Origin of the sequence: Cellulophaga sp. HaHaR_3_176 (assembly GCF_019021925.1) — a bacterium.
GTDB lineage: Bacteria > Bacteroidota > Bacteroidia > Flavobacteriales > Flavobacteriaceae > Cellulophaga.
This window is the reverse complement of record NZ_CP058990.1, coordinates 1,971,322-1,989,385: the sequence shown is the minus strand read 5'-3', so window position 1 is coordinate 1,989,385 and position 18,064 is coordinate 1,971,322. Positions and strand designations below refer to the sequence as shown.

21 protein-coding genes are annotated in these 18,064 nt (G+C 31.0%); 10 read left to right on the top strand and 11 right to left on the bottom strand.

The genetic code is table 11. From position 1 onward, the window contains the following. Positions 1-4: 4 nt before the first annotated feature. On the bottom strand, positions 5-1,429 hold the full coding sequence (gene dnaA, locus H0I23_RS08770) for a chromosomal replication initiator protein DnaA (protein WP_216782857.1): 1,425 nt from the start codon (positions 1,427-1,429) through the stop codon (positions 5-7). Positions 1,430-1,636: 207 nt separating this feature from the next. Here dnaA and H0I23_RS08765 point away from each other — a divergent pair, with 207 nt between their 5' ends. Next, positions 1,637-2,053, top strand: a complete 417-nt coding sequence (locus H0I23_RS08765) for a thioesterase family protein (RefSeq protein WP_216782856.1) — start codon at positions 1,637-1,639, stop codon at positions 2,051-2,053. 4 nt (positions 2,054-2,057) lie between these two features. On the opposite strand, the gene H0I23_RS08760 is transcribed toward H0I23_RS08765, so the two are convergent. The 4 genes from H0I23_RS08760 to ribD are packed head-to-tail and all read right to left on the bottom strand — an operon-like array spanning position 2,058 to position 5,180. Next, entirely contained in the window at positions 2,058-2,669 is a 612-nt protein-coding gene (locus H0I23_RS08760; protein ID WP_216782855.1) for a YigZ family protein, read from the bottom strand. Further along, complete coding sequence (locus H0I23_RS08755; protein WP_216782854.1) at positions 2,669-3,529, bottom strand: DMT family transporter; 861 nt, start codon at positions 3,527-3,529, stop codon at positions 2,669-2,671. Before H0I23_RS08755 ends, H0I23_RS08760 begins: the two co-directional genes overlap by 1 nt. Positions 3,530-3,532: 3 nt before the next feature. Continuing rightward, positions 3,533-4,135, bottom strand: a complete 603-nt coding sequence (locus H0I23_RS08750; RefSeq protein ID WP_216782853.1) for an HAD hydrolase-like protein — start codon at positions 4,133-4,135, stop codon at positions 3,533-3,535. Next, entirely contained in the window at positions 4,128-5,180 is a 1,053-nt protein-coding gene (gene ribD, locus H0I23_RS08745) for a bifunctional diaminohydroxyphosphoribosylaminopyrimidine deaminase/5-amino-6-(5-phosphoribosylamino)uracil reductase RibD (protein ID WP_216782852.1), read from the bottom strand. Before ribD ends, H0I23_RS08750 begins: the two co-directional genes overlap by 8 nt. A gap of 43 nt (positions 5,181-5,223) precedes the next feature. Here ribD and H0I23_RS08740 point away from each other — a divergent pair, with 43 nt between their 5' ends. Genes H0I23_RS08740 through ligA form a run of 3 tightly spaced genes read left to right on the top strand, consistent with a single transcriptional unit; the run spans position 5,224 to position 8,621 of the window. Then, positions 5,224-5,712: a GNAT family N-acetyltransferase gene (locus tag H0I23_RS08740; RefSeq protein WP_216782851.1), complete on the top strand. Its 489-nt coding sequence runs from the start codon at positions 5,224-5,226 to the stop codon at positions 5,710-5,712. Positions 5,713-5,717: 5 nt separating this feature from the next. Then, a complete protein-coding gene (gene prmC / locus H0I23_RS08735; protein WP_216782850.1) occupies positions 5,718-6,569 on the top strand; it encodes a peptide chain release factor N(5)-glutamine methyltransferase in 852 nt (283 codons plus the stop codon). Positions 6,570-6,620: 51 nt separating this feature from the next. Further along, positions 6,621-8,621 carry an NAD-dependent DNA ligase LigA gene (gene ligA, locus H0I23_RS08730; RefSeq protein ID WP_216782849.1) on the top strand — a complete coding sequence of 667 codons (2,001 nt, stop codon included), beginning with the start codon at positions 6,621-6,623 and terminating at the stop codon, positions 8,619-8,621. A gap of 81 nt (positions 8,622-8,702) precedes the next feature. Here the strand turns inward: ligA and H0I23_RS08725 are convergent, their stop codons facing one another. After that, complete coding sequence (locus H0I23_RS08725) at positions 8,703-8,870, bottom strand: lmo0937 family membrane protein (protein WP_158979400.1); 168 nt, start codon at positions 8,868-8,870, stop codon at positions 8,703-8,705. Positions 8,871-9,082: 212 nt separating this feature from the next. Here H0I23_RS08725 and H0I23_RS08720 point away from each other — a divergent pair, with 212 nt between their 5' ends. Next, on the top strand, positions 9,083-10,087 hold the full coding sequence (locus H0I23_RS08720) for a sugar kinase (protein WP_216782848.1): 1,005 nt from the start codon (positions 9,083-9,085) through the stop codon (positions 10,085-10,087). Here H0I23_RS08720 and H0I23_RS08715 read toward each other — a convergent pair. Further along, positions 10,076-11,425, bottom strand: coding sequence for a TrkH family potassium uptake protein (locus H0I23_RS08715; protein WP_216782847.1), 1,350 nt, complete (start codon positions 11,423-11,425; stop codon positions 10,076-10,078). The two genes, H0I23_RS08720 and H0I23_RS08715, sit on opposite strands and share 12 nt — an antisense overlap. 161 nt (positions 11,426-11,586) lie before the next feature. Here H0I23_RS08715 and H0I23_RS08710 point away from each other — a divergent pair, with 161 nt between their 5' ends. Then, the gene (locus H0I23_RS08710; protein ID WP_216782846.1) at positions 11,587-12,822 is read left to right on the top strand and encodes a sodium:proton antiporter; all 1,236 of its coding nucleotides are present in this window, start codon (positions 11,587-11,589) and stop codon (positions 12,820-12,822) included. Then, the gene (locus tag H0I23_RS08705; RefSeq protein WP_216782845.1) at positions 12,822-13,115 is read left to right on the top strand and encodes a hypothetical protein; all 294 of its coding nucleotides are present in this window, start codon (positions 12,822-12,824) and stop codon (positions 13,113-13,115) included. The genes H0I23_RS08710 and H0I23_RS08705 overlap by 1 nt, the downstream gene beginning before the upstream one ends. A 58-nt stretch (positions 13,116-13,173) precedes the next feature. On the opposite strand, the gene H0I23_RS08700 is transcribed toward H0I23_RS08705, so the two are convergent. The 4 genes from H0I23_RS08700 to H0I23_RS08685 form a co-directional block, all read right to left on the bottom strand. Beyond that, positions 13,174-13,365, bottom strand: a complete 192-nt coding sequence (locus H0I23_RS08700; RefSeq protein ID WP_216782844.1) for a cold-shock protein — start codon at positions 13,363-13,365, stop codon at positions 13,174-13,176. Between the two features lie 100 nt (positions 13,366-13,465). Then, on the bottom strand, positions 13,466-13,912 hold the full coding sequence (locus H0I23_RS08695; RefSeq protein WP_216782843.1) for a GNAT family N-acetyltransferase: 447 nt from the start codon (positions 13,910-13,912) through the stop codon (positions 13,466-13,468). A 14-nt stretch (positions 13,913-13,926) separates the two neighbouring features. Beyond that, a complete protein-coding gene (locus tag H0I23_RS08690; protein ID WP_216786053.1) occupies positions 13,927-14,835 on the bottom strand; it encodes a bifunctional UDP-sugar hydrolase/5'-nucleotidase in 909 nt (302 codons plus the stop codon). 5 nt (positions 14,836-14,840) lie between these two features. Beyond that, the gene (locus H0I23_RS08685; RefSeq protein ID WP_216782842.1) at positions 14,841-15,608 is read right to left on the bottom strand and encodes a 5'-nucleotidase C-terminal domain-containing protein; all 768 of its coding nucleotides are present in this window, start codon (positions 15,606-15,608) and stop codon (positions 14,841-14,843) included. A gap of 68 nt (positions 15,609-15,676) precedes the next feature. On the opposite strand from H0I23_RS08685, the gene H0I23_RS08680 reads away from it, so the two are divergent. The 3 genes from H0I23_RS08680 to H0I23_RS08670 all read left to right on the top strand — a co-directional run bounded on the left by H0I23_RS08680 (position 15,677) and on the right by H0I23_RS08670 (position 18,060). Further along, positions 15,677-16,213 carry a hypothetical protein gene (locus H0I23_RS08680; RefSeq protein WP_216782841.1) on the top strand — a complete coding sequence of 179 codons (537 nt, stop codon included), beginning with the start codon at positions 15,677-15,679 and terminating at the stop codon, positions 16,211-16,213. A 2-nt stretch (positions 16,214-16,215) separates the two neighbouring features. Further along, positions 16,216-17,106 carry a 4-hydroxy-tetrahydrodipicolinate synthase gene (gene dapA, locus H0I23_RS08675; protein WP_216782840.1) on the top strand — a complete coding sequence of 297 codons (891 nt, stop codon included), beginning with the start codon at positions 16,216-16,218 and terminating at the stop codon, positions 17,104-17,106. A 129-nt stretch (positions 17,107-17,235) separates the two neighbouring features. Further along, entirely contained in the window at positions 17,236-18,060 is an 825-nt protein-coding gene (locus H0I23_RS08670; RefSeq protein ID WP_216782839.1) for an outer membrane protein assembly factor BamD, read from the top strand. Positions 18,061-18,064: the final 4 nt, after the last annotated feature.

Here is an 18,064-nt window from a genome sequence, read left to right as displayed (position 1 = left end):
TTATTTAAGAGAATTTTTTAGTAAGGTCATCTATGTATTTGCGAAACTGTTTATCTGTTTCAGCTAAGTTATCTACAGTTTTACAAGCATGTAAAACTGTTGCGTGATCTCTTTTTCCAATCTGAGAACCAATACTAGCTAAAGATGCTTTCGTAAACTTTTTAGCGAAAAACATAGCTAATTGTCTTGCTTGTACGATATGTCTCTTTCTTGTTTTAGATTGTAAAGTAGCAACGTCCATTTCAAAGTAATCAGAAACTACTTTTTGTATGTAATCAATAGAAACTTCACGTTTCGTATTTTTAACAAACTTTTCTACAACTTGTTGAGCAAGATCTAAAGTAACCTCTTTTTTATTGAAAGATGATTGTGCAATTAAAGATATAATAGCACCTTCTAGTTCTCTAATATTAGTTTTAATATGTTTTGCTACATATTCAATTATATCATTTGGCATTTCTACCCCATCTCGATATAATTTATTTTTTAGAATAGATATTCTGGTTTCGTAATCAGGATTTTGCAATTCAGCAGATAATCCCCATTTAAACCTAGATAAAAGTCTTTGTTCTATATCTTGCATATCAACAGGTGCTTTATCTGACGTTAAGATAACCTGTTTTCCGTTTTGATGTAAATGATTGAAAATATGAAAGAATACATCTTGAGTTCCAGATTTTCCAGAAAGGAACTGAACATCATCAATGATTAAAACATCTATTAATTGGTAGAAATGAATAAAATCATTTCTTGTGTTTTTCTTTACAGACTCTATGTATTGTTGCGTAAATTTTTCAGCAGAAATATAAAGAACAGTACGCTCAGGATATTTGTCTTTTATTTCAACACCAATAGCATGAGCTAAATGTGTTTTTCCTAAACCAACACCACCAAAAATTAAGAGTGGGTTAAAAGATGTTCCACCAGGTTTATTAGCAACAGCCATACCAGCTGAACGTGCTAATCTATTAGAATCTCCTTCTAAGAAATTTTCAAAATTGTAATTCGGGTTTAATTGCGATTCAATCTTTATATTTCTAATTCCAGGAATTACGAAAGGATTTTTTAATTGAGGATTTTTTGATTTTACAGCAACGTCTAATTCTTGTGCAGGAACTGTAGATCTATTTGAGCTAGGAATTTTTTCAGTAAAAGGTTCTCTATTACCGTATGTGTTTTCCATTTTTATTATGTAAACCAATTTGGCGCTTTCTCCTAATTCTTTTGTAAGTGAAACCTTTAAAAGTTTAACATAATGTTCTTCAAGCCATTCGTAGAAAAATTTACTAGGAACTTGAATACTTAATGCGTTCTCAGATAATTTAACTGGTTTGATAGGTTCAAACCATGTTTTGAATGCCTGCGGTTGGATATTATCTTTGATAAAGGATAGACAATTGCTCCATACGGATATAGCAGTAACACTCATTTTTTATTTTAAGCTTAAATAAAGATTATTAAATATAGGTTTTCTCGATACTTTGGCAATTGACACTTATGTTCTTTGCGATGGCAAATATGTGAACAAAAAAACTAAAAAAAAAATCATTAAGTATTGAATTTTTGTTTTTTTTTCACCATGTTAGGCTCTCAAAAAAGAGTAGCCTTTAAATATATAATTTTTACTTTAATAAATATGGATTTAAATAAAATTTCTTTTCGAGTACGATATGCAGAAACTGATCAAATGGGAGTGGTTTATCATGGTAACTACCCACAATACTTGGAAATGGGAAGAGTTGAATTACTAAGAAAGTTAGGTTTTTCTTACAAAAAAATGGAGAAAAACGGAATCATGTTGCCGGTCATTTCTTTGTCTATTAAATATAAGAAATCAGCGCTTTATGATGATCTAATTACTGTAGAGACAATATTGAAAAAAACACCTTCAGTTAAGATAGAATTTAATTATAAAATTTATAACGAACAAAATGATCTTTTAATCGAAGCTCATACCGTTTTAGCATTTATAGATTCAAAAAAGAATAAACCAATGAGATGTCCTGATGACTTGAATGAAAAAATAACTTCTTACCTGCAAGAAAGAAAATAATAGGCTATTTTTCTTTTATTTTGATAGTATGTATTTTCTTGAAAATTGTTTTTGTTTTTTCTTCATCATTTTTCCTTACAGAAAAAATAAGTGAGCAGTTTAGCTCCATTCTTTGAGAAACAATATTTAAATGTTCTTGCTTTATTATGCGCATAATTTTATCCATGTCCGCATATTCAAATGATAGTTCAAATTGTTTTTGAACAATTTTTTCTATTATATCTGCTGTCTCTAGTGCCATTTGGGCACCTGTTCTGTATGCACTTATTAAGCCTCCAACGCCTAATTTAGTGCCTCCAAAAATTCTTACAACAGCAATCAATACGTTTGTAACTTCAAACGACTGTATTTGTCCGTAAATAGGCATTCCTGCGGAGTTGTTAGGTTCTCCGTCATCGTTAGCTCTATAATTCGTGTTGTCTATGCCTAGTTGCCACGCATAGCAAACATGACCAGCCGTATGGTGTTTTTTTTTGAGTTCTTCAATAATTGGTTTAACCTCTTCTTCTGAAGTAATAGGGAAAGCGTAACCAAAAAATTTACTTTTTTTTTCTTTAAAAAGTATTTCTTCAGAAGGTTTTGATAATGTTCTGTAAGTATCGGTGGCTAATTCCATTAAAATAAAGCTACTAAAATAATACTTATTACGGCTAGTCCGATTCCTATCCAGTTTTTAGGAATCAATTTTTCTTTAAACAATAATATGCCTAATAATGTTGAAAATAATACAACAGCCACATTATTGATTGTAAAAATAGATGAACTATCAAAAACATCATTTTGTAATGCTCTTAATAAAAAGAATAATGTGAAATAATTGAAGAAACCTAAACAAACACCACCTAAAACATTTTTGAAATTAATTTTCAATGGTACTTTGTAAGATCGTATACTAATAAATAGAACACCAAATATACCTGCAGAACCAAATACCACAGCGCAGAACAGCGAGAATTCATTTTTAGGTACATATGTAGTTTGTATATATTTTATGCTAGTATCTATTAACCCTGCTCCAAGAAATAATAAAATGGGAAGAACAAGAGTTCCTGTTTTTACTGTGATAGTTTTATCTTTTAAAGAGGCAAAATATACGGCTATTAATGATAATACTATACCTATTATTTTAAATGTACTTATATCTTCTTTATAAACCAAAACACCTGTCATTACTGGAATTACTAAAGACATTTTTGAAGCTACTGATGCTACTGAAACACCAATCTCTTGAGATGTTCTTGCGGTAATATAAAATACAGTTAAAAATAAAAGCCCTAGACATACAGTAGGTATAAACCATTCTTTTTCTGTGATTTCTATTAAATTTAATTTTCCGTTATAAAAAAAAATAGAAAAAAGAAAAGCTATAAAATAGTTAGTTATTATTGCATAAAGAGTTTGAATTTTATAGTTGTTAAATAACTTAAAAATTACAAATAGTGAACTGGAAAATATGATGCATAAAGCTAAATCCATATGCTATAATTTTTCACTTAATTTTATGATATCTTCTTTTCCAACTTGTAAATTCCAGCTTTTTATTCCTATTGACGCTGATGCATCTGTATTTTCTTTAGTATCGTCAATGAAAAAAGTTTCTTCAGCAAGTAGTTTGTTTTCTGATAAAACATATTTATAGATATTAATATTAGGCTTTCTTAAATTCATTTCATGAGAAAGATAAAATTGCTCAAAACAGGTTTTGAATCTATTAAAACGCTCAGATCCCATGTCATTTATGACATAATCGATATGAATTTCGTTTGTATTACTAAGCAGGAATAAACGATATTGTTTTTCAGCAGCTAACTTTTCAATAAATTCTAATCTATATTCAGGAAAATCTAGAAGAATTGAATTCCATGCGTTTTTAATTTCTTCAGGCTTAGCAGTAGGGAATATCAGATTTAATTTTGCTATAAAATCAGCAGAAGACATTAAGCCCATTTCATACGATTTTAATATCGTATCTAACTCAGGGGAAACCTCGGTAAAACCAAACTTCGCTAACTCCTTAAAAATGGCTGGCTTATCTAGGTTTATAAATATATCTCCAAAATCGAAAACAATATTTTTAATCATTTAAAAAAGTTTTTAGTGTATCTGTTTCTATTTGCTCTGATGAAATCATTTTTACATTTAGCGTAGGTGCTTTAGTTCCTGTTTTAAAAGATGAAACCCCGTTGAAGACCCTTGCTTCATCCCATAAGTTTTCATCGATAAACGATTGTAAAGTTTGTGCCCCACCTTCAATAAATAAGCTTTGTATATTTAATTTGTGGAGTGCGTTACAAATTTGTAAAGCAACTGCTGTTGAAAAATTTATTAATATATAATCAACCCCCTTTAGGTGCTTAGATTCATCTTTAACTTCTGTAAAAACAATAGTTTTTACACTTTTATCTAAAACATGAAAAGAAGAATTAGTTTTTAAGCTCCTATCTAATATTATTCGAGTTGGATTTTTTCCATTCCAATTGCGAACATCTAATTTAGGGTTGTCTTCTAAAACGGTATTTGTACCTACCAATATAGCTTGCTCTTCAGAGCGCCATTTATGAACCAATTGTTTAGAGTATGCATTTGTAATCCAAAAAGGCTCTTTAATATCATTTCTGAGTGATTTATTTGGGGCAATAAAACCATCAGCAGTTGCTGCCCATTTTAAAATAATATATGGTCTTTTCTTTTCTTGAAAAGTTAAAAAGCGTTTGTGGTGTAATCTGCATTCTTTTTCAAGAATTCCCACAGAAACTTCGCACCCAGCATCTTTTAATTTTTGAACACCTTTGCCTGCAACTTTTTCATGAGGATCTAGTAAGCCGATTATTACTTTAGGTATTTGGTGTTTTATTATTAAGTCAGCACAAGGTGGTGTTTTCCCGTAATGAGAACAAGGTTCAAGAGTTACATAAATAGTAGCTTCTTTTAATAAGGCTTTATTGGTTACAGATTCGATTGCATTTACTTCTGCATGTGCTCCACCATATGGACTAGTGTAACCTTCTCCAATAATTTTATTTTCATGAACAACTACAGCGCCAACCATTGGGTTGGGCGCTGTAGTACCTAAACCGTTTTGGGCAATTTGAATGCAGCGTAAAATATAAAATTCATGTATCTTCACATCGCAAAAATAGGATATTAAATAGATATCATTTTAAGAAATTATGGGAAGTATTGTAATTCGAGAAATTCAACAAAAAGATAATTCAGCTGTAGCAGAAGTTGTTAGAAAGGTGTTGGTTGATTTAGGCGTGCCAAAAGTAGGAACAGCTTATGAGGATAAAGCCCTAAATTATATGTATGAGAATTATAATGTTCCTAAAGCTACCTATTTTGTAGTTGAAGAAAATGAAAAGATTATTGGTTGCTGTGGTGTTGCTCAATTAGAAAATTACGATGGTAATGTGTGTGAACTTCAGAAAATGTACTTTTTAGAAGAGGCAAGAGGAAAAGGAATAGGGGAACAAATGATTAATACTTGTATAGAGAAGGCAAAAGAATATGGTTTTAATGAAATGTATTTAGAAACTATGCCTTATATGGAGGCAGCACAAAAATTGTACAAGAAATCTGGTTTCGAATATTTAGAAGCTCCAATGGGAGATACAGGTCATTTCTCGTGTCCAGTTTGGATGCTTAAAGAACTTAAATAATACAAATGTATTTAAAAGAAATTAAGAACATATTTCATTTAGAGCTTGATGTAGTATACGGTAAAGAAGAAGTAAACAGTTTCTTCTACATGCTTATAGAGCACTATTTAGAGCTAGAGCGTTTTATTTTAGCATTAGAGCCTAATTTGGTAATAAGTAAAGAAGAAGAAACTCCGTTATTTGATGCCTTAAGTAGGTTGAAATTAGAGATTCCTATTCAACATATTATAGAAAAGGCACATTTTATGGACTTGGATTTTAAAGTAAGTAAAAATGTTTTAATACCAAGGCCTGAAACAGAAGAATTAGTACGTTGGATTTTAGATGATGTGTTAAATGATAATACAGATTTAAAGATTTTAGATATAGGTACAGGTAGTGGTTGTATACCTATTTCAATTAAAAAAAACTTACCAAAAGCAAATGTTTCTTCGGTAGATATTTCTGACAATGCTTTGCAAATAGCGATAGAGAATGCAAAGGTTAATAGGGTTGAAGTAGAGTTTGTACATGCTAGTATTTTAGAAATAAATAAGCTTCACCAGAAATTTGATATTATAGTTTCAAACCCACCTTATGTTCGTGAGTTGGAAAAGAAAAAAATGAATGGTAATGTTTTAAAACATGAACCTGAGTTAGCGCTTTTTGTTACTGATGAAGACCCTTTGCTTTTTTATAGAAAGATAACAGAGTTTGCGGTTCATAATTTAGAAAAAGGGGGCGTATTATATTTTGAAATTAATCAATATTTAGGAAAAGAAACGCAACAGCTTTTAGAAGAAGCTAATTTTTCAGATATTGAACTACGCCAAGATATGTTTGGCAATGATAGAATGTTAAAAGGTAAATTGGCTTGAGTTAAAGATTTTAATCTTAAAAGTTAATTTACATATGAATAAGAATTTGAAATGGACATCAAACTAAAAATAGAAAACTTAAGAACATCTCTTAGAGAGCATAATTACAATTATTACGTATTAGATACTCCAACAATATCTGATTACGATTTTGATATGCAATTAAAAGAGTTGCAAGTGTTAGAAGTTGAACATCCAGAATTTCATGACCCTACATCGCCAACTTTACGTGTTGGAGGTATGGTTACTAAAAATTTTGAAACAATAGCGCACGATAGTCGTATGTATTCTTTGGATAATAGTTATTCTAAAGAAGATTTAGAAGATTGGGAAAAAAGAATACAAAGGGGGTTGGGAGATGTTGAAGTAGCGTTTACTTGCGAGCTTAAGTATGATGGGGCGTCGATAAGTATTACGTATGAAAACGGAAAGCTTGTTCGAGCATTAACACGTGGTGATGGTTTTCAGGGTGATGATGTTACTAATAATATTAAAACTATAAAATCGATTCCATTACAATTAAAAGGTGATTATCCTCCGAGGTTTGATATTCGAGGAGAAATTGTTCTGCCATTTGAAGGTTTTGCTAAAATGAACGTAGAGCGTATTGAAAATGGAGAAGAACCGTATATGAACCCGAGAAATACGGCTTCAGGAAGTTTGAAATTACAAGATAGTACTTTGGTGGCTCAGCGCCCTTTAGAGTGTTTGCTGTATGGTATTGTAGGGGAGAAAACAGGCGTAGAATCTCAATTTCAAATGCTTGAAAAGGCACGAGCGTGGGGTTTTAAAGTACCTGCGATTGCAAAACTTTGTAAATCAACAGAAGATGTTATGGCTTTTGTTGAGCATTGGGATATTCATAGACATGAACTGCCTTATGAAACTGATGGTGTAGTTATTAAAGTAAACAATTTGCAGCACCAAGAAGAGTTAGGTTATACTTCAAAATCTCCACGCTGGGCAATGGCTTATAAATTTAAGGCAGAACAGGTATCTACTGAGTTACATGAAATTACTTACCAAGTAGGTAGAACAGGGGCAATTACACCAGTAGCAAATTTAGAACCTGTTTTATTAGCCGGAACTACGGTGAAAAGGGCATCATTACATAACGCAGATCAGATAGCAAAGTTTGATATTAGAGAAAGAGATACTGTTTTTGTTGAAAAGGGAGGAGAGATTATTCCGAAAATTATTGGAGTAGATTTCACTAAACGCCCTGAAGATTCAGAAGCAACAGTTTATATAAGTCAGTGTCCTGAATGTAAAACAGTTTTAGAACGGACAGAAGGTGATGCAAAACATTATTGTCCTAATTTTTATGGTTGTCCGCCACAAATAACAGGCCGTATTCAACACTATATTTCTCGTAAAGCAATGGATATTGAGGGGCTAGGGGGTGAAACTGTAGAGTTGTTATTTAAAGAAGGTTTAATTACTAACTATGCCGATTTATATACATTAACTAAAGCGCAAGTAATGCCTTTGGAGCGTATGGCAGAAAAATCAGCAGAGAATTTAGTTAGTGGTGTTAAAGCTTCTGTAGCTATTCCGTTTGAACGTGTTCTTTTTGCATTAGGTATTCGTTTTGTAGGAGAAACTGTAGCTAAAAAATTAGCTAAAGCTTATAAGAATATTGATTCTTTAAAAATAGCAACTGTAGAAGAGTTAATTGCTGTTGATGAAATAGGAGAGCGTATAGCGAATAGTGTTGTTGAATTTTTTCAAGCAGAAGAAAATCAATTGATTATTGAACGTTTAAAAGAATATGGAGTTCAATTCGAACTTTCTGCTGATAAATTAGAGAACCAAACAGAAGCTTTAAAAGGGCAAACCTTCGTAGTGTCTGGTGTTTTTGAAAAAGTAAGTCGTGATGAGCTTAAAAAATTAATAGAAGATAATGGAGGTAAAGTAGGTTCATCAGTATCATCTAAAACCACATATTTAGTAGCAGGCGATAAAATGGGGCCTAGTAAAAGAACAAAAGCAGAAGGGTTGGGTGTTGCAATAATCACAGAAGATGATTTTTTAGCATTTATACCTTCTTAAGTATATCAAGTAGGTAAAATAATAAAAGCCAGCTTTATTTAAATAAAGCTGGCTTTTTTGTGTATTCGTTTTTATATTTTACTATAGTGGTTTTCTACCAGAAATAATATTGTAAAGTATTACTACAACAGCAATGACTATAAGAATGTGAATTAAACTATTGGTGCCTATACCAGGCACAACACCTAGCATTCCTAAAAGCCATACAATGATGCAAATAACGGCTACAAGCCAAAGAAGACTTCTCATGATTTTTTGATTTTAAGTTATATTTCAAAAATACTAGCTTTGTTAATTATAGAATACCTTAAATACTTAAATAAGTAACACAATTCATTTTCTTTATAGATGTAATTGAGTTTAGTTAGTAGTCAATTTAACCGCTATTTGTTAATAATTGCTATTTTCTATTAAAAGGAGATAATCTTAGTTAAATTTACAGTAAATCAAACGTTTGCGTAATGAGTCAAATAATTACATTCGGAGAAGTATTAATGCGATTATCCCCAGAAGGGAATAAAAAATTCATACAATCAAATACATTAGAGTTTTACTTTGGAGGTACAGAGATTAATGTAGGAATCTCTATTTCTAATTTCGGTGGTAAAGTAAAGCATATTACATGTATTTCAGATGATTTTATTGGTGATACAGCTATATCTTACTTAAATAAGTTTGATGTTGATACGTCTTCTATAGTACGCTCAAGCAGGCCGTTAGGAGTGTATTTTTTAGAAGTAGGAGCAGTTATGCGTCCGAGTTCTATATCATACAACAGATCGCATTCTTCATTTTCTGAAATTCAACCAGCGATGGTGAATTGGGAGAAATCGTTAGAAGATGCTAATTGGTTTCATTGGACAGGGATTACACCAGCATTATGTCAAGGTGGTTTTGATACTCTTAGAGAGGGTTTAAAATTAGCTCGTAAAAAAGGAATTACTGTAACAGCAGATCCGACTTATAGAAATGGATTATGGAAATATGGTCAAGAACCAAAAGAAGCTCTATGTGAGTTACTAGAGTATTCTACCATTTTTATAGGGGGAATTAATGAGATTAATGAAGTATTAGGAACTGATTTTACATATTCTAATGATGATTTTATAGAGGCAAGTAAACAATTGATACTTCGCTTTCCATCAATAACAAAGGTGTTTGATAAAATAAGAACTTCAGTAAATTCTTCATGGCATAAAATTCGTGCTAGAATGTGGAATGGTCAGGAGTTTAGAGAAACTCAAGACTTAGATATAACTCATGTTGTAGATAGAATAGGAACTGGAGACGCTTTTGCTGCAGGTTTAATTTATGGTTTACAACAGTTTGATGATTATAAGTCTATGGAGTTTGCCAGTGCAGCCTGTGCTTTAAAACATACGTATGAGGGTGATGTTAATTTTGCAACCGTTAAGGAAGTTATGGCAATTTTAGAGGGGAATACTACGGGAAGATTAAACCGCTAAATCTTCTTGTATCATTTTTATTTCTTTATGATCTTTTTTAGAAAGTAAGGCGAACCCGAAAGTAAGTACGCCAACTCTACCTATAAACATGAGTATAATAATTAGTATTTTACCTGTTAAAGTTAAGTTACTAGTTAAACCAGTGCTTAATCCAACTGTCCCTAGGGCTGATGCAGCTTCAAAAAGAATATTTTCAAAAGAATCTTTTTCTGTAAAAGTCAGTAAAAAACTAAAAAGAAAAAGTAAACAAGTGTAGAGTATAAATGTAGAAGTAGCTACGTAAAGTCTATCAATAGGTATTTTTCTTTTCATAAAGGTTACTTTCTTTTGACCGAGTAGTCTGCTTTTTATAACAGCTAATACAGCTGTTAGTGTTGTAACCTTCATTCCGCCTGCAGTACCAGAGGGTGAAGCACCTATGTACATTAAAAATATAAGTAATAATAGTATTGGGTTAGATAATAGGCCTGTATTTGTAGTGTTAAAGCCTACGGTAGTTATTGCTGTCATGGCTTGAAAAAATGATGTCATCAGAGCATTATCTTTATTATCGACTAAAGGTTCTGTAAAATAAGTAATAATGGTACCTAAAAAGAGTAATAAGTTAAAGCCATAAATTATTATTTTAGTTGTGAAAGATATATTTTTTGATCTTCCTGAAATACGATACCATAAATCGGTAACAACAATAAAACCTAATGATCCAGCTATAGCGAGTATTGATATAATTGCATTTATGTAATTGTTATTTTGATAGCTTATGAAGCTGTCATTTAAAAGTCCAAATCCAGCAGTACAAAAAGCAGATGTACTATGAAAAATTCCGTACCAAATTGCTTTAGAGGACTCCATTCCGGAATCTTTAAAAGCAAAATAAAAACAAATTGCTCCAATAAATTCCATTATAAAAGTGAAAATAAAGGCGCTTTTTAAAAAATCGACAATATTAAGTGTATTCGGTATGGTAAATTCAGCTCCAATAATTTTTTGATGCCAATTTGTTATTCTTCGAGTTGTTAATAATAAATAATAGGTCGTTAAAGTCATATATCCAACACCTCCAATCTGTACTAATAAAATAATTAATACTTGCCCGAAGATATTATAAGATTCAGATAAACTTACTGTAGCAAGTCCTGTAGTAGAAATTGCAGATGTTGAGGTAAATAAGTTATCAATTATTGATACGCTATTGATATGAAAAATTGGAAGCGATAAAAGAATAAAACCAATGAAAGTATATATGAAAAAACCCCAAACCAAATTTAGTTGAGGAGATTTGCTTACTTGAAACTTTTTATAAGAATTTAGAAATTTCTTTAAAAATTTATTTTTCATTTTAATCTACTTTAGTAGAGGTTGCGTATTTTTTGGGAAATAATAAATGCTAAACTTGAGCAAAATTAATTTATTATAGATAATTGAACCAGAAAGAGCTTGTGAAATTGTAATCATATTTAAAGTAAATAATGCATTTTTGTATTTAAATAAAAAACCCAATGGACTATTTTTTTATCATCGCAGTACTTGTATTTCTTTCGGCAACTTTTGGTTATATAAATGTTAGGTTTTTGAAATTGCCAAATACCATTGGTTTGATGTTAATTTCGATTGTTTTTACCTTAGGTGTATTTGCATTAAGTTATTTTGATGATACATTATTGAATGCGGAGAAATTCATAATTACTCAAATAGATTTTAAAACTGTTTTATTAGATGTAATGCTTAGTTTTTTGTTGTTTGCAGGGGCTCTACACACTAATTTTGAGCAATTAAAGGTACAACGTTGGCCTATTTTTGCTTTTTCTACATTGGGTGTTTTGGTGTCTACTTTTTTGGTAGGAACATTAATGTATTACATATTACAAATTTTTCATTTGGATATAGCATATATAAATTGTCTGTTATTTGGCTCTCTTATTTCTCCAACAGACCCAATTGCTGTTTTAGGTATTTTAAAAAAAGCAGGCGTGCCTAAAAAATTAGAAACTAAAATAGTAGGGGAGTCGCTTTTTAATGACGGTGTTGGGGTTGTAGTTTTTTTAACCATTTTTAAATTTGCGTCTCCGAGTACAGAAACTATCACCCCTTTAGATGTATTAGAGTTGTTCGGTGTTGAGGTTGTAGGTGGTGTATTGTTAGGATTGCTTTTGGGTTGGGTAACTTATAAATTATTAAAATCTATTGATGATTATGATATTGAGGTTATAATTACTTTAGCAACAGTTATGGTAGGTACTGTAATAGCTCAAAAGTTTCATCTTTCAGCGCCATTAGCTATGGTCACAGCTGGTTTAGTTGTTGGTAATGATACGTTGAGAAGTGATGCTATGTCTGAAACCACAGAGGTTTACGTAGATAAATTTTGGGAATTATTAGATATTTTGTTGAATACATTACTATTTGTTTTAATAGGGATGGAATTGTTGGTTTTAACCTTTAAAGTAGAATATGTATTGGCAGGCTTAGTGGCTGTTCCTGTAATACTAGTATGTAGGTATTTATCTTTATTAATGCCAATTAATTTTTTTAAAAAGAAACTCGATTTTGTGCCAAATACAAATTTAATAATGACGTGGGGGGGCTTGCGTGGTGGTATTTCTATAGCATTAGCCTTAAGTTTGTCTGAAGAAATGAATAGAGATTTAATTTTAGTAATTACCTATGTAGTTGTAGTGTTTTCGATATTAGTACAAGGGTTAACGGTGGGTAAACTAGTTAAAAGATTGGCATAATGAAGTTGAATAATTATAACGAGTTTGATGTTTCATTAAAAAATGATATGCCAGACCCTGATTGGTCAGAAGGTTTAAAGGCTTTGTGGTTTGATGCTAAAGGAGATTGGAATGCTTCACATGATATTGCACAAGATTTACAAACACCGTTAGGGAGTTTGATACATGCGTACTTACATAGAAAAGAAGGAGATAAATTTAATGCAGAGTATTGGTATAGAAAGGCGGGAACTTCGTACCCAAAAATAAGTTTAAAAGAAGAGCTAAAGAAAATGGTTGTATCAATAATCTAAGCAAAAAAAATCCCGTTCAGTTATGAACGGGATTTTTACTAAAACTTGAAAGTATATATTAAAGTACTTTTACATTTACTGCATTTAAACCTTTTTTACCTTCTTCTAGATCGAATTCAACTTCATCACCTTCGCGAATTTCATCGATTAATCCAGAAATGTGAACGAAATGATCTTTGTCCACACCTTCTTCAGTGATAAAACCAAAACCTTTAGTGTCATTGAAGAATTTTACTGTGCCTTTACTCATGTTAAAAAATTAATTATTAATACTATATAAAAAGCAAAGATGATGCCATTTATTAGATATTCCAATTTCTAAGTGTTTTTATTTTCAAAAAAGATAAATATTATATATTTTTTTTAAAGCAAATACTATTTTCGACTCCTATATACTGCCCGTAGTTCTCAATAATAAGATACCCATTTTTCTTATAAAGTGCAATTGCATCTGGTTGTCTAATACCTGTTTCTAGTACACATGCGCTATAGTTGAGTAACTTTGCCCAATCTTCTAAAGCCTTTAAAATTAAAGAACCTAAACCTTTTCCTTGATGTTCAGGTTTTACAAACATTCTTTTTATTTCAACAGTACCTCTGTTAAAAGGTTTTATAGCTCCACAACCTACTGCAATGTCGTTTTTGTAAATGACAATTACATTATTAATACCTTCTGAGCTATTAAATTGATTATAAAAAGAGTGATCCTCACCATCTTTAATGGCTAAATCTGCATCTAATTCAACAACCAAAGCTTTGTAATCTTTATTATTGTAATCTGTTTTAATAATTTTCATCTAATCAGTAATGTTTATACAGCAATACTTACACCATTAGCCGAAATGTTTTTCTTACTATCAAAATAAAAATCAATTTTACCTAAGTTTATTCCGAAACAACCTACTTGGTTTACTAAAATATTTTCTTGAACACTATTTTTTATAACCGTTGGCTTTTTTAAGAAAGTATGGGTGTGTCCTCCGATTATTAAATTTGTGTATTTACTTTTAGCGGCAAGCTTAAGGTCGTCGGGCTTATCACTTGTATATTGATAGCCTAGGTGAGATAAACAAATGATTAAGTCACATTTCTCCTCTTCTTTTAATAGTCTTTCTGTGTCTAATGCAATTTCAAAAGGATCAAGATAAGCTGTTTCTTTATACATTTTTTTGTTAACAAGGCCACTAAGTTCAATGCCAATGCCATAAACGCCAATTTTTATACCATCTTTAATATATACTTCATAAGGCTTACAATGTCCATCCATAACTGTGTTTGAAAAATCATAGTTAGCAGATATTAATTTAAAATTGGCATTAGGTATTTGAGCATATAAACCACCAATACCATTATCAAAATCATGATTACCAATTGTCGCAGCATCATATTTAAGCATACTCATAAGCTTAAACTCTAGCTCGCCACCGTAAAAATTAAAATAGGGGGTGCCTTGAAAAATATCTCCAGCATCTAATAATAATGTATGCGGGTTTTCCTTTCTAAGTGAATCTACTAAAGTTGCTCGCCTCGCTAAGCCACCCATGTTAGGAAACTCGGAGTGGCTGCTGGGAAAAGCATCAATATGACTATGCACATCATTGGTGTGCAAAATTGTAATTTTTTTGCTATTATCAGATAAACAAGAATTTAATGATAATCCTCCTAAGCCAACAAAAGCTGATGTAGCCGTAGTGTTCGAAATAAATTTTCTTCTATCCATCATTATTATTTATCTAATTTTACAAATCTATCATCTACAATAGGGGCTATAGTGTCATTTTTTTCAAAATAATCAATCATTATATTTCTGATTAAGTAATCTGTTTCTGTTAACGAGATATGTTCTTTGAAAAAATCCATATGATCACCGCCATTAACCAAATAATTTGATGTCGCTATATAGTATACTTTATTCTCATCAAAAGGCTTATTCTGAATGTTTACAGCATTTATACTTTCATCATTATTAATTATAATTTGTATGCCAGATATGGGGTGTGGTCTTTTAGATTTTATTAAATAATTTACTAATTCTCTAACAGCCTTACCCTTTAACGACGCAACCATAATTGTATTTTCAAAAGGCATAACTTCATAGGCTGTGCGAGTTGTTACATTACCTTTAGATATAATACTACGTATACCACCATGATTTAAAAGCACAAAGTCAACATTTTTTCTTGTTCTATTAAAAAAGACAGGTTGAACTAATTCTAAAACAGCATCAGCCATTAAGTTACCCGCTGTGGTGTTAAATTCTCCGTCTTCTTTTGTTATTTTATATGGTGCATATGCGAGAGTGCTATCTAAAACTTTGTCAATATGCTTTTGAAAAGGAGCGATAAAATCTTTTATTTTAGTTGTTTCAGATATAGAATCTGTTATAACTATTTGTTTACCTGCTATTTCCGATAACTTGAAAGGCTCTTCTTTACAGGATGTAACACTTATGAGTGTTATAATTATAACAATTTGTTTAATTTTTAAAATCATTTTAGTGTTTATCTTCGTGCTATAATTGCTGTGAATATTATTTACATTTGTAATAAATGTAAAAATACATGTTTTTAAAAGCTTTAAAACAAAAATTAAAACTAAAATCAGGTCGTAAGCACTTAAAACAACTGTTTAGTAAACCTTTAGATAAGGGGAGCGGTGGTAAAGGAATTATGTCTATTGGTTGCATCGTAGATTTAGACAAGTTTGATGATACAAATTTGTTTTATCAATTTGTAGAAGAATTTTCATTAAGGCCAAATTCAGTTAAAATAATTGGATATAAAGAATTTTATGATAAAAATTCACCGTATTCAACGCCTGTTTTTTCTGATAAAGATTTAGGTTGGAATGGGAAAATTGAAAATAGTTACGCTTTAGAGTTTATGAGCAGAGAGTATGATTTATTGGTGAATTATTATACAGATGATAATTTACTTTTACAATTAATGACTTTAAATTCAAAAGCAAGAATAAGAGTAGGATTTAACGATATTGACAATAATTTAAATGATTTGATATTAAATACGCCAATTTCAAATTTTGGATTATTTAAAAAAGAATTAAAAAAATACCTTAAAATTTTTAAGGAAATAGATTAGATATGGAGCATTTATACGGCACAGGAGTAGCACTTGTTACCCCTTTTAATGATGATTTTTCGGTTGATGTAGCAGGCTTGCAACGTGTCGTTGAGCACAGTATTACTGGAGGAGTAGATTATTTAGTGGTTTTAGGAACAACTGCAGAAACAGCTACACTTACACAGGCTGAAAAAGAGTTGGTTGTAAAAACAATAATACAGACTAATGCAGGAAGATTATCCTTAGTATTAGGGGTTGGAGGTAACAATACAGCTTTAGTTGTAGAAGAGTTGAAAACTATTGATCTGTCAGAGTTTGCTGCTATTCTATCAGTTTCTCCGTATTATAACAAACCTACTCAAGAAGGAATTTACCAACATTTTAAAGCTATTTCAATTGCTTCACCAAAGCCTATAATCATTTATAATGTACCAGGTAGAACGGGCAGTAATATGCAAGCGTCTACAACAATTAGGTTGGCACAAGATTTTAAAAATATTGTAGCAATCAAAGAAGCTTGTGGTGATATGAATCAAATTGGAGAGATTTTAAAAGAAAAACCAGAAGATTTTCTTTTAATTTCTGGTGATGACATTACAGCATTACCAACGGTTTTAGCTGGTGGTGCAGGAGTTATTTCTGTAATTGGACAAGGTTTGCCAGCAGAATTTTCTAGAATGATACGATTAGGTATGCAAAAAGAAATTGGCGAAGCTTATGAAATACACCATAGTTTAGAGGAAGGAATGAATCTTATTTTTGAAGAAGGTAACCCTGCGGGTATCAAAGCTATTTTTGAAATACTAACAATCTCAAAAGCCATAGTGCGCCTGCCTTTAATGGAGGCTACGCCATCATTAAAATCAAAAATAAACCATTTTGTTACTGCTTTAAATGAGGTTTCTGCTTAAGTAAAATACGATACTTTAAAGTTTTTACGTTAAATGTTAGCCAAAAGCATTTGTGGAAGTAATTACACAAGTTATTTTAGCATTTGAAAAATGTTTTTTAATCTCATTAAGAATCCCTAATTTTGCAGAATGTTTAGAAAAATGCGACCTTTTTTAAGTGTGTTTGTTTTAGCTTTAGTTTTTACCTCATGTAGTGAGTATCAAAAGGTACTTAAAAATGATGATGTAAAGGCAAAGTATGATATGGCAGAAAAGTATTATGACGCCGAAGATTATAAAAGAGCAAATAGACTATTAGAGCAAATTGCACCTAAATATATAGGTAAGCCTCAGGGAGAGCGTGTTATGTTCTTTTTATCAAATTCGTTATTTCAAATTAAAGATTATAGTACAGCAGGTTATCAGTTTGAGCGTTTCATAAAATCGTATCCAAAAAGTGATAAAGCACAAGAAGCGGGTTTTTTAGGAGCTAAAAGTTATTATATGCTTTCTCCAAAATATTCTTTAGATCAAACAGATACGGATAAAGCACTTCAGAAATTACAAACTTTTATTAACACATACTCAGATTCAGAGTTTATGCCAGAAGCAAATGCAATGGCAAAAGAGTTGACATCGAAAAAAGAATTAAAAGCTTTAGAAATAGCAAAGCAGTTTGCAAAACTAGGGGAGTTTTATACTCTTAATTATTCTATTTCTGCAATTGCGGCTTTAGATAATTTTGTTTTAGATTATCCTGGATCTATTTATAAAGAAGAAGCTTTATATTATAAAGTAAAGGCTACAACAATTTTAGCTTTAAATAGTACAGAGAATAAAAAGCAAGAACGTTTGGCAGATGCAAAAACAGCTTATACGTCTCTTAAAAAGAATTTTCCTCAAACCGAATATGAAAAGAAGGCGGGTGATTTGATGGATAAAGTAGAAAAAGAATTACAAAATTATTCAAAGTAAAACC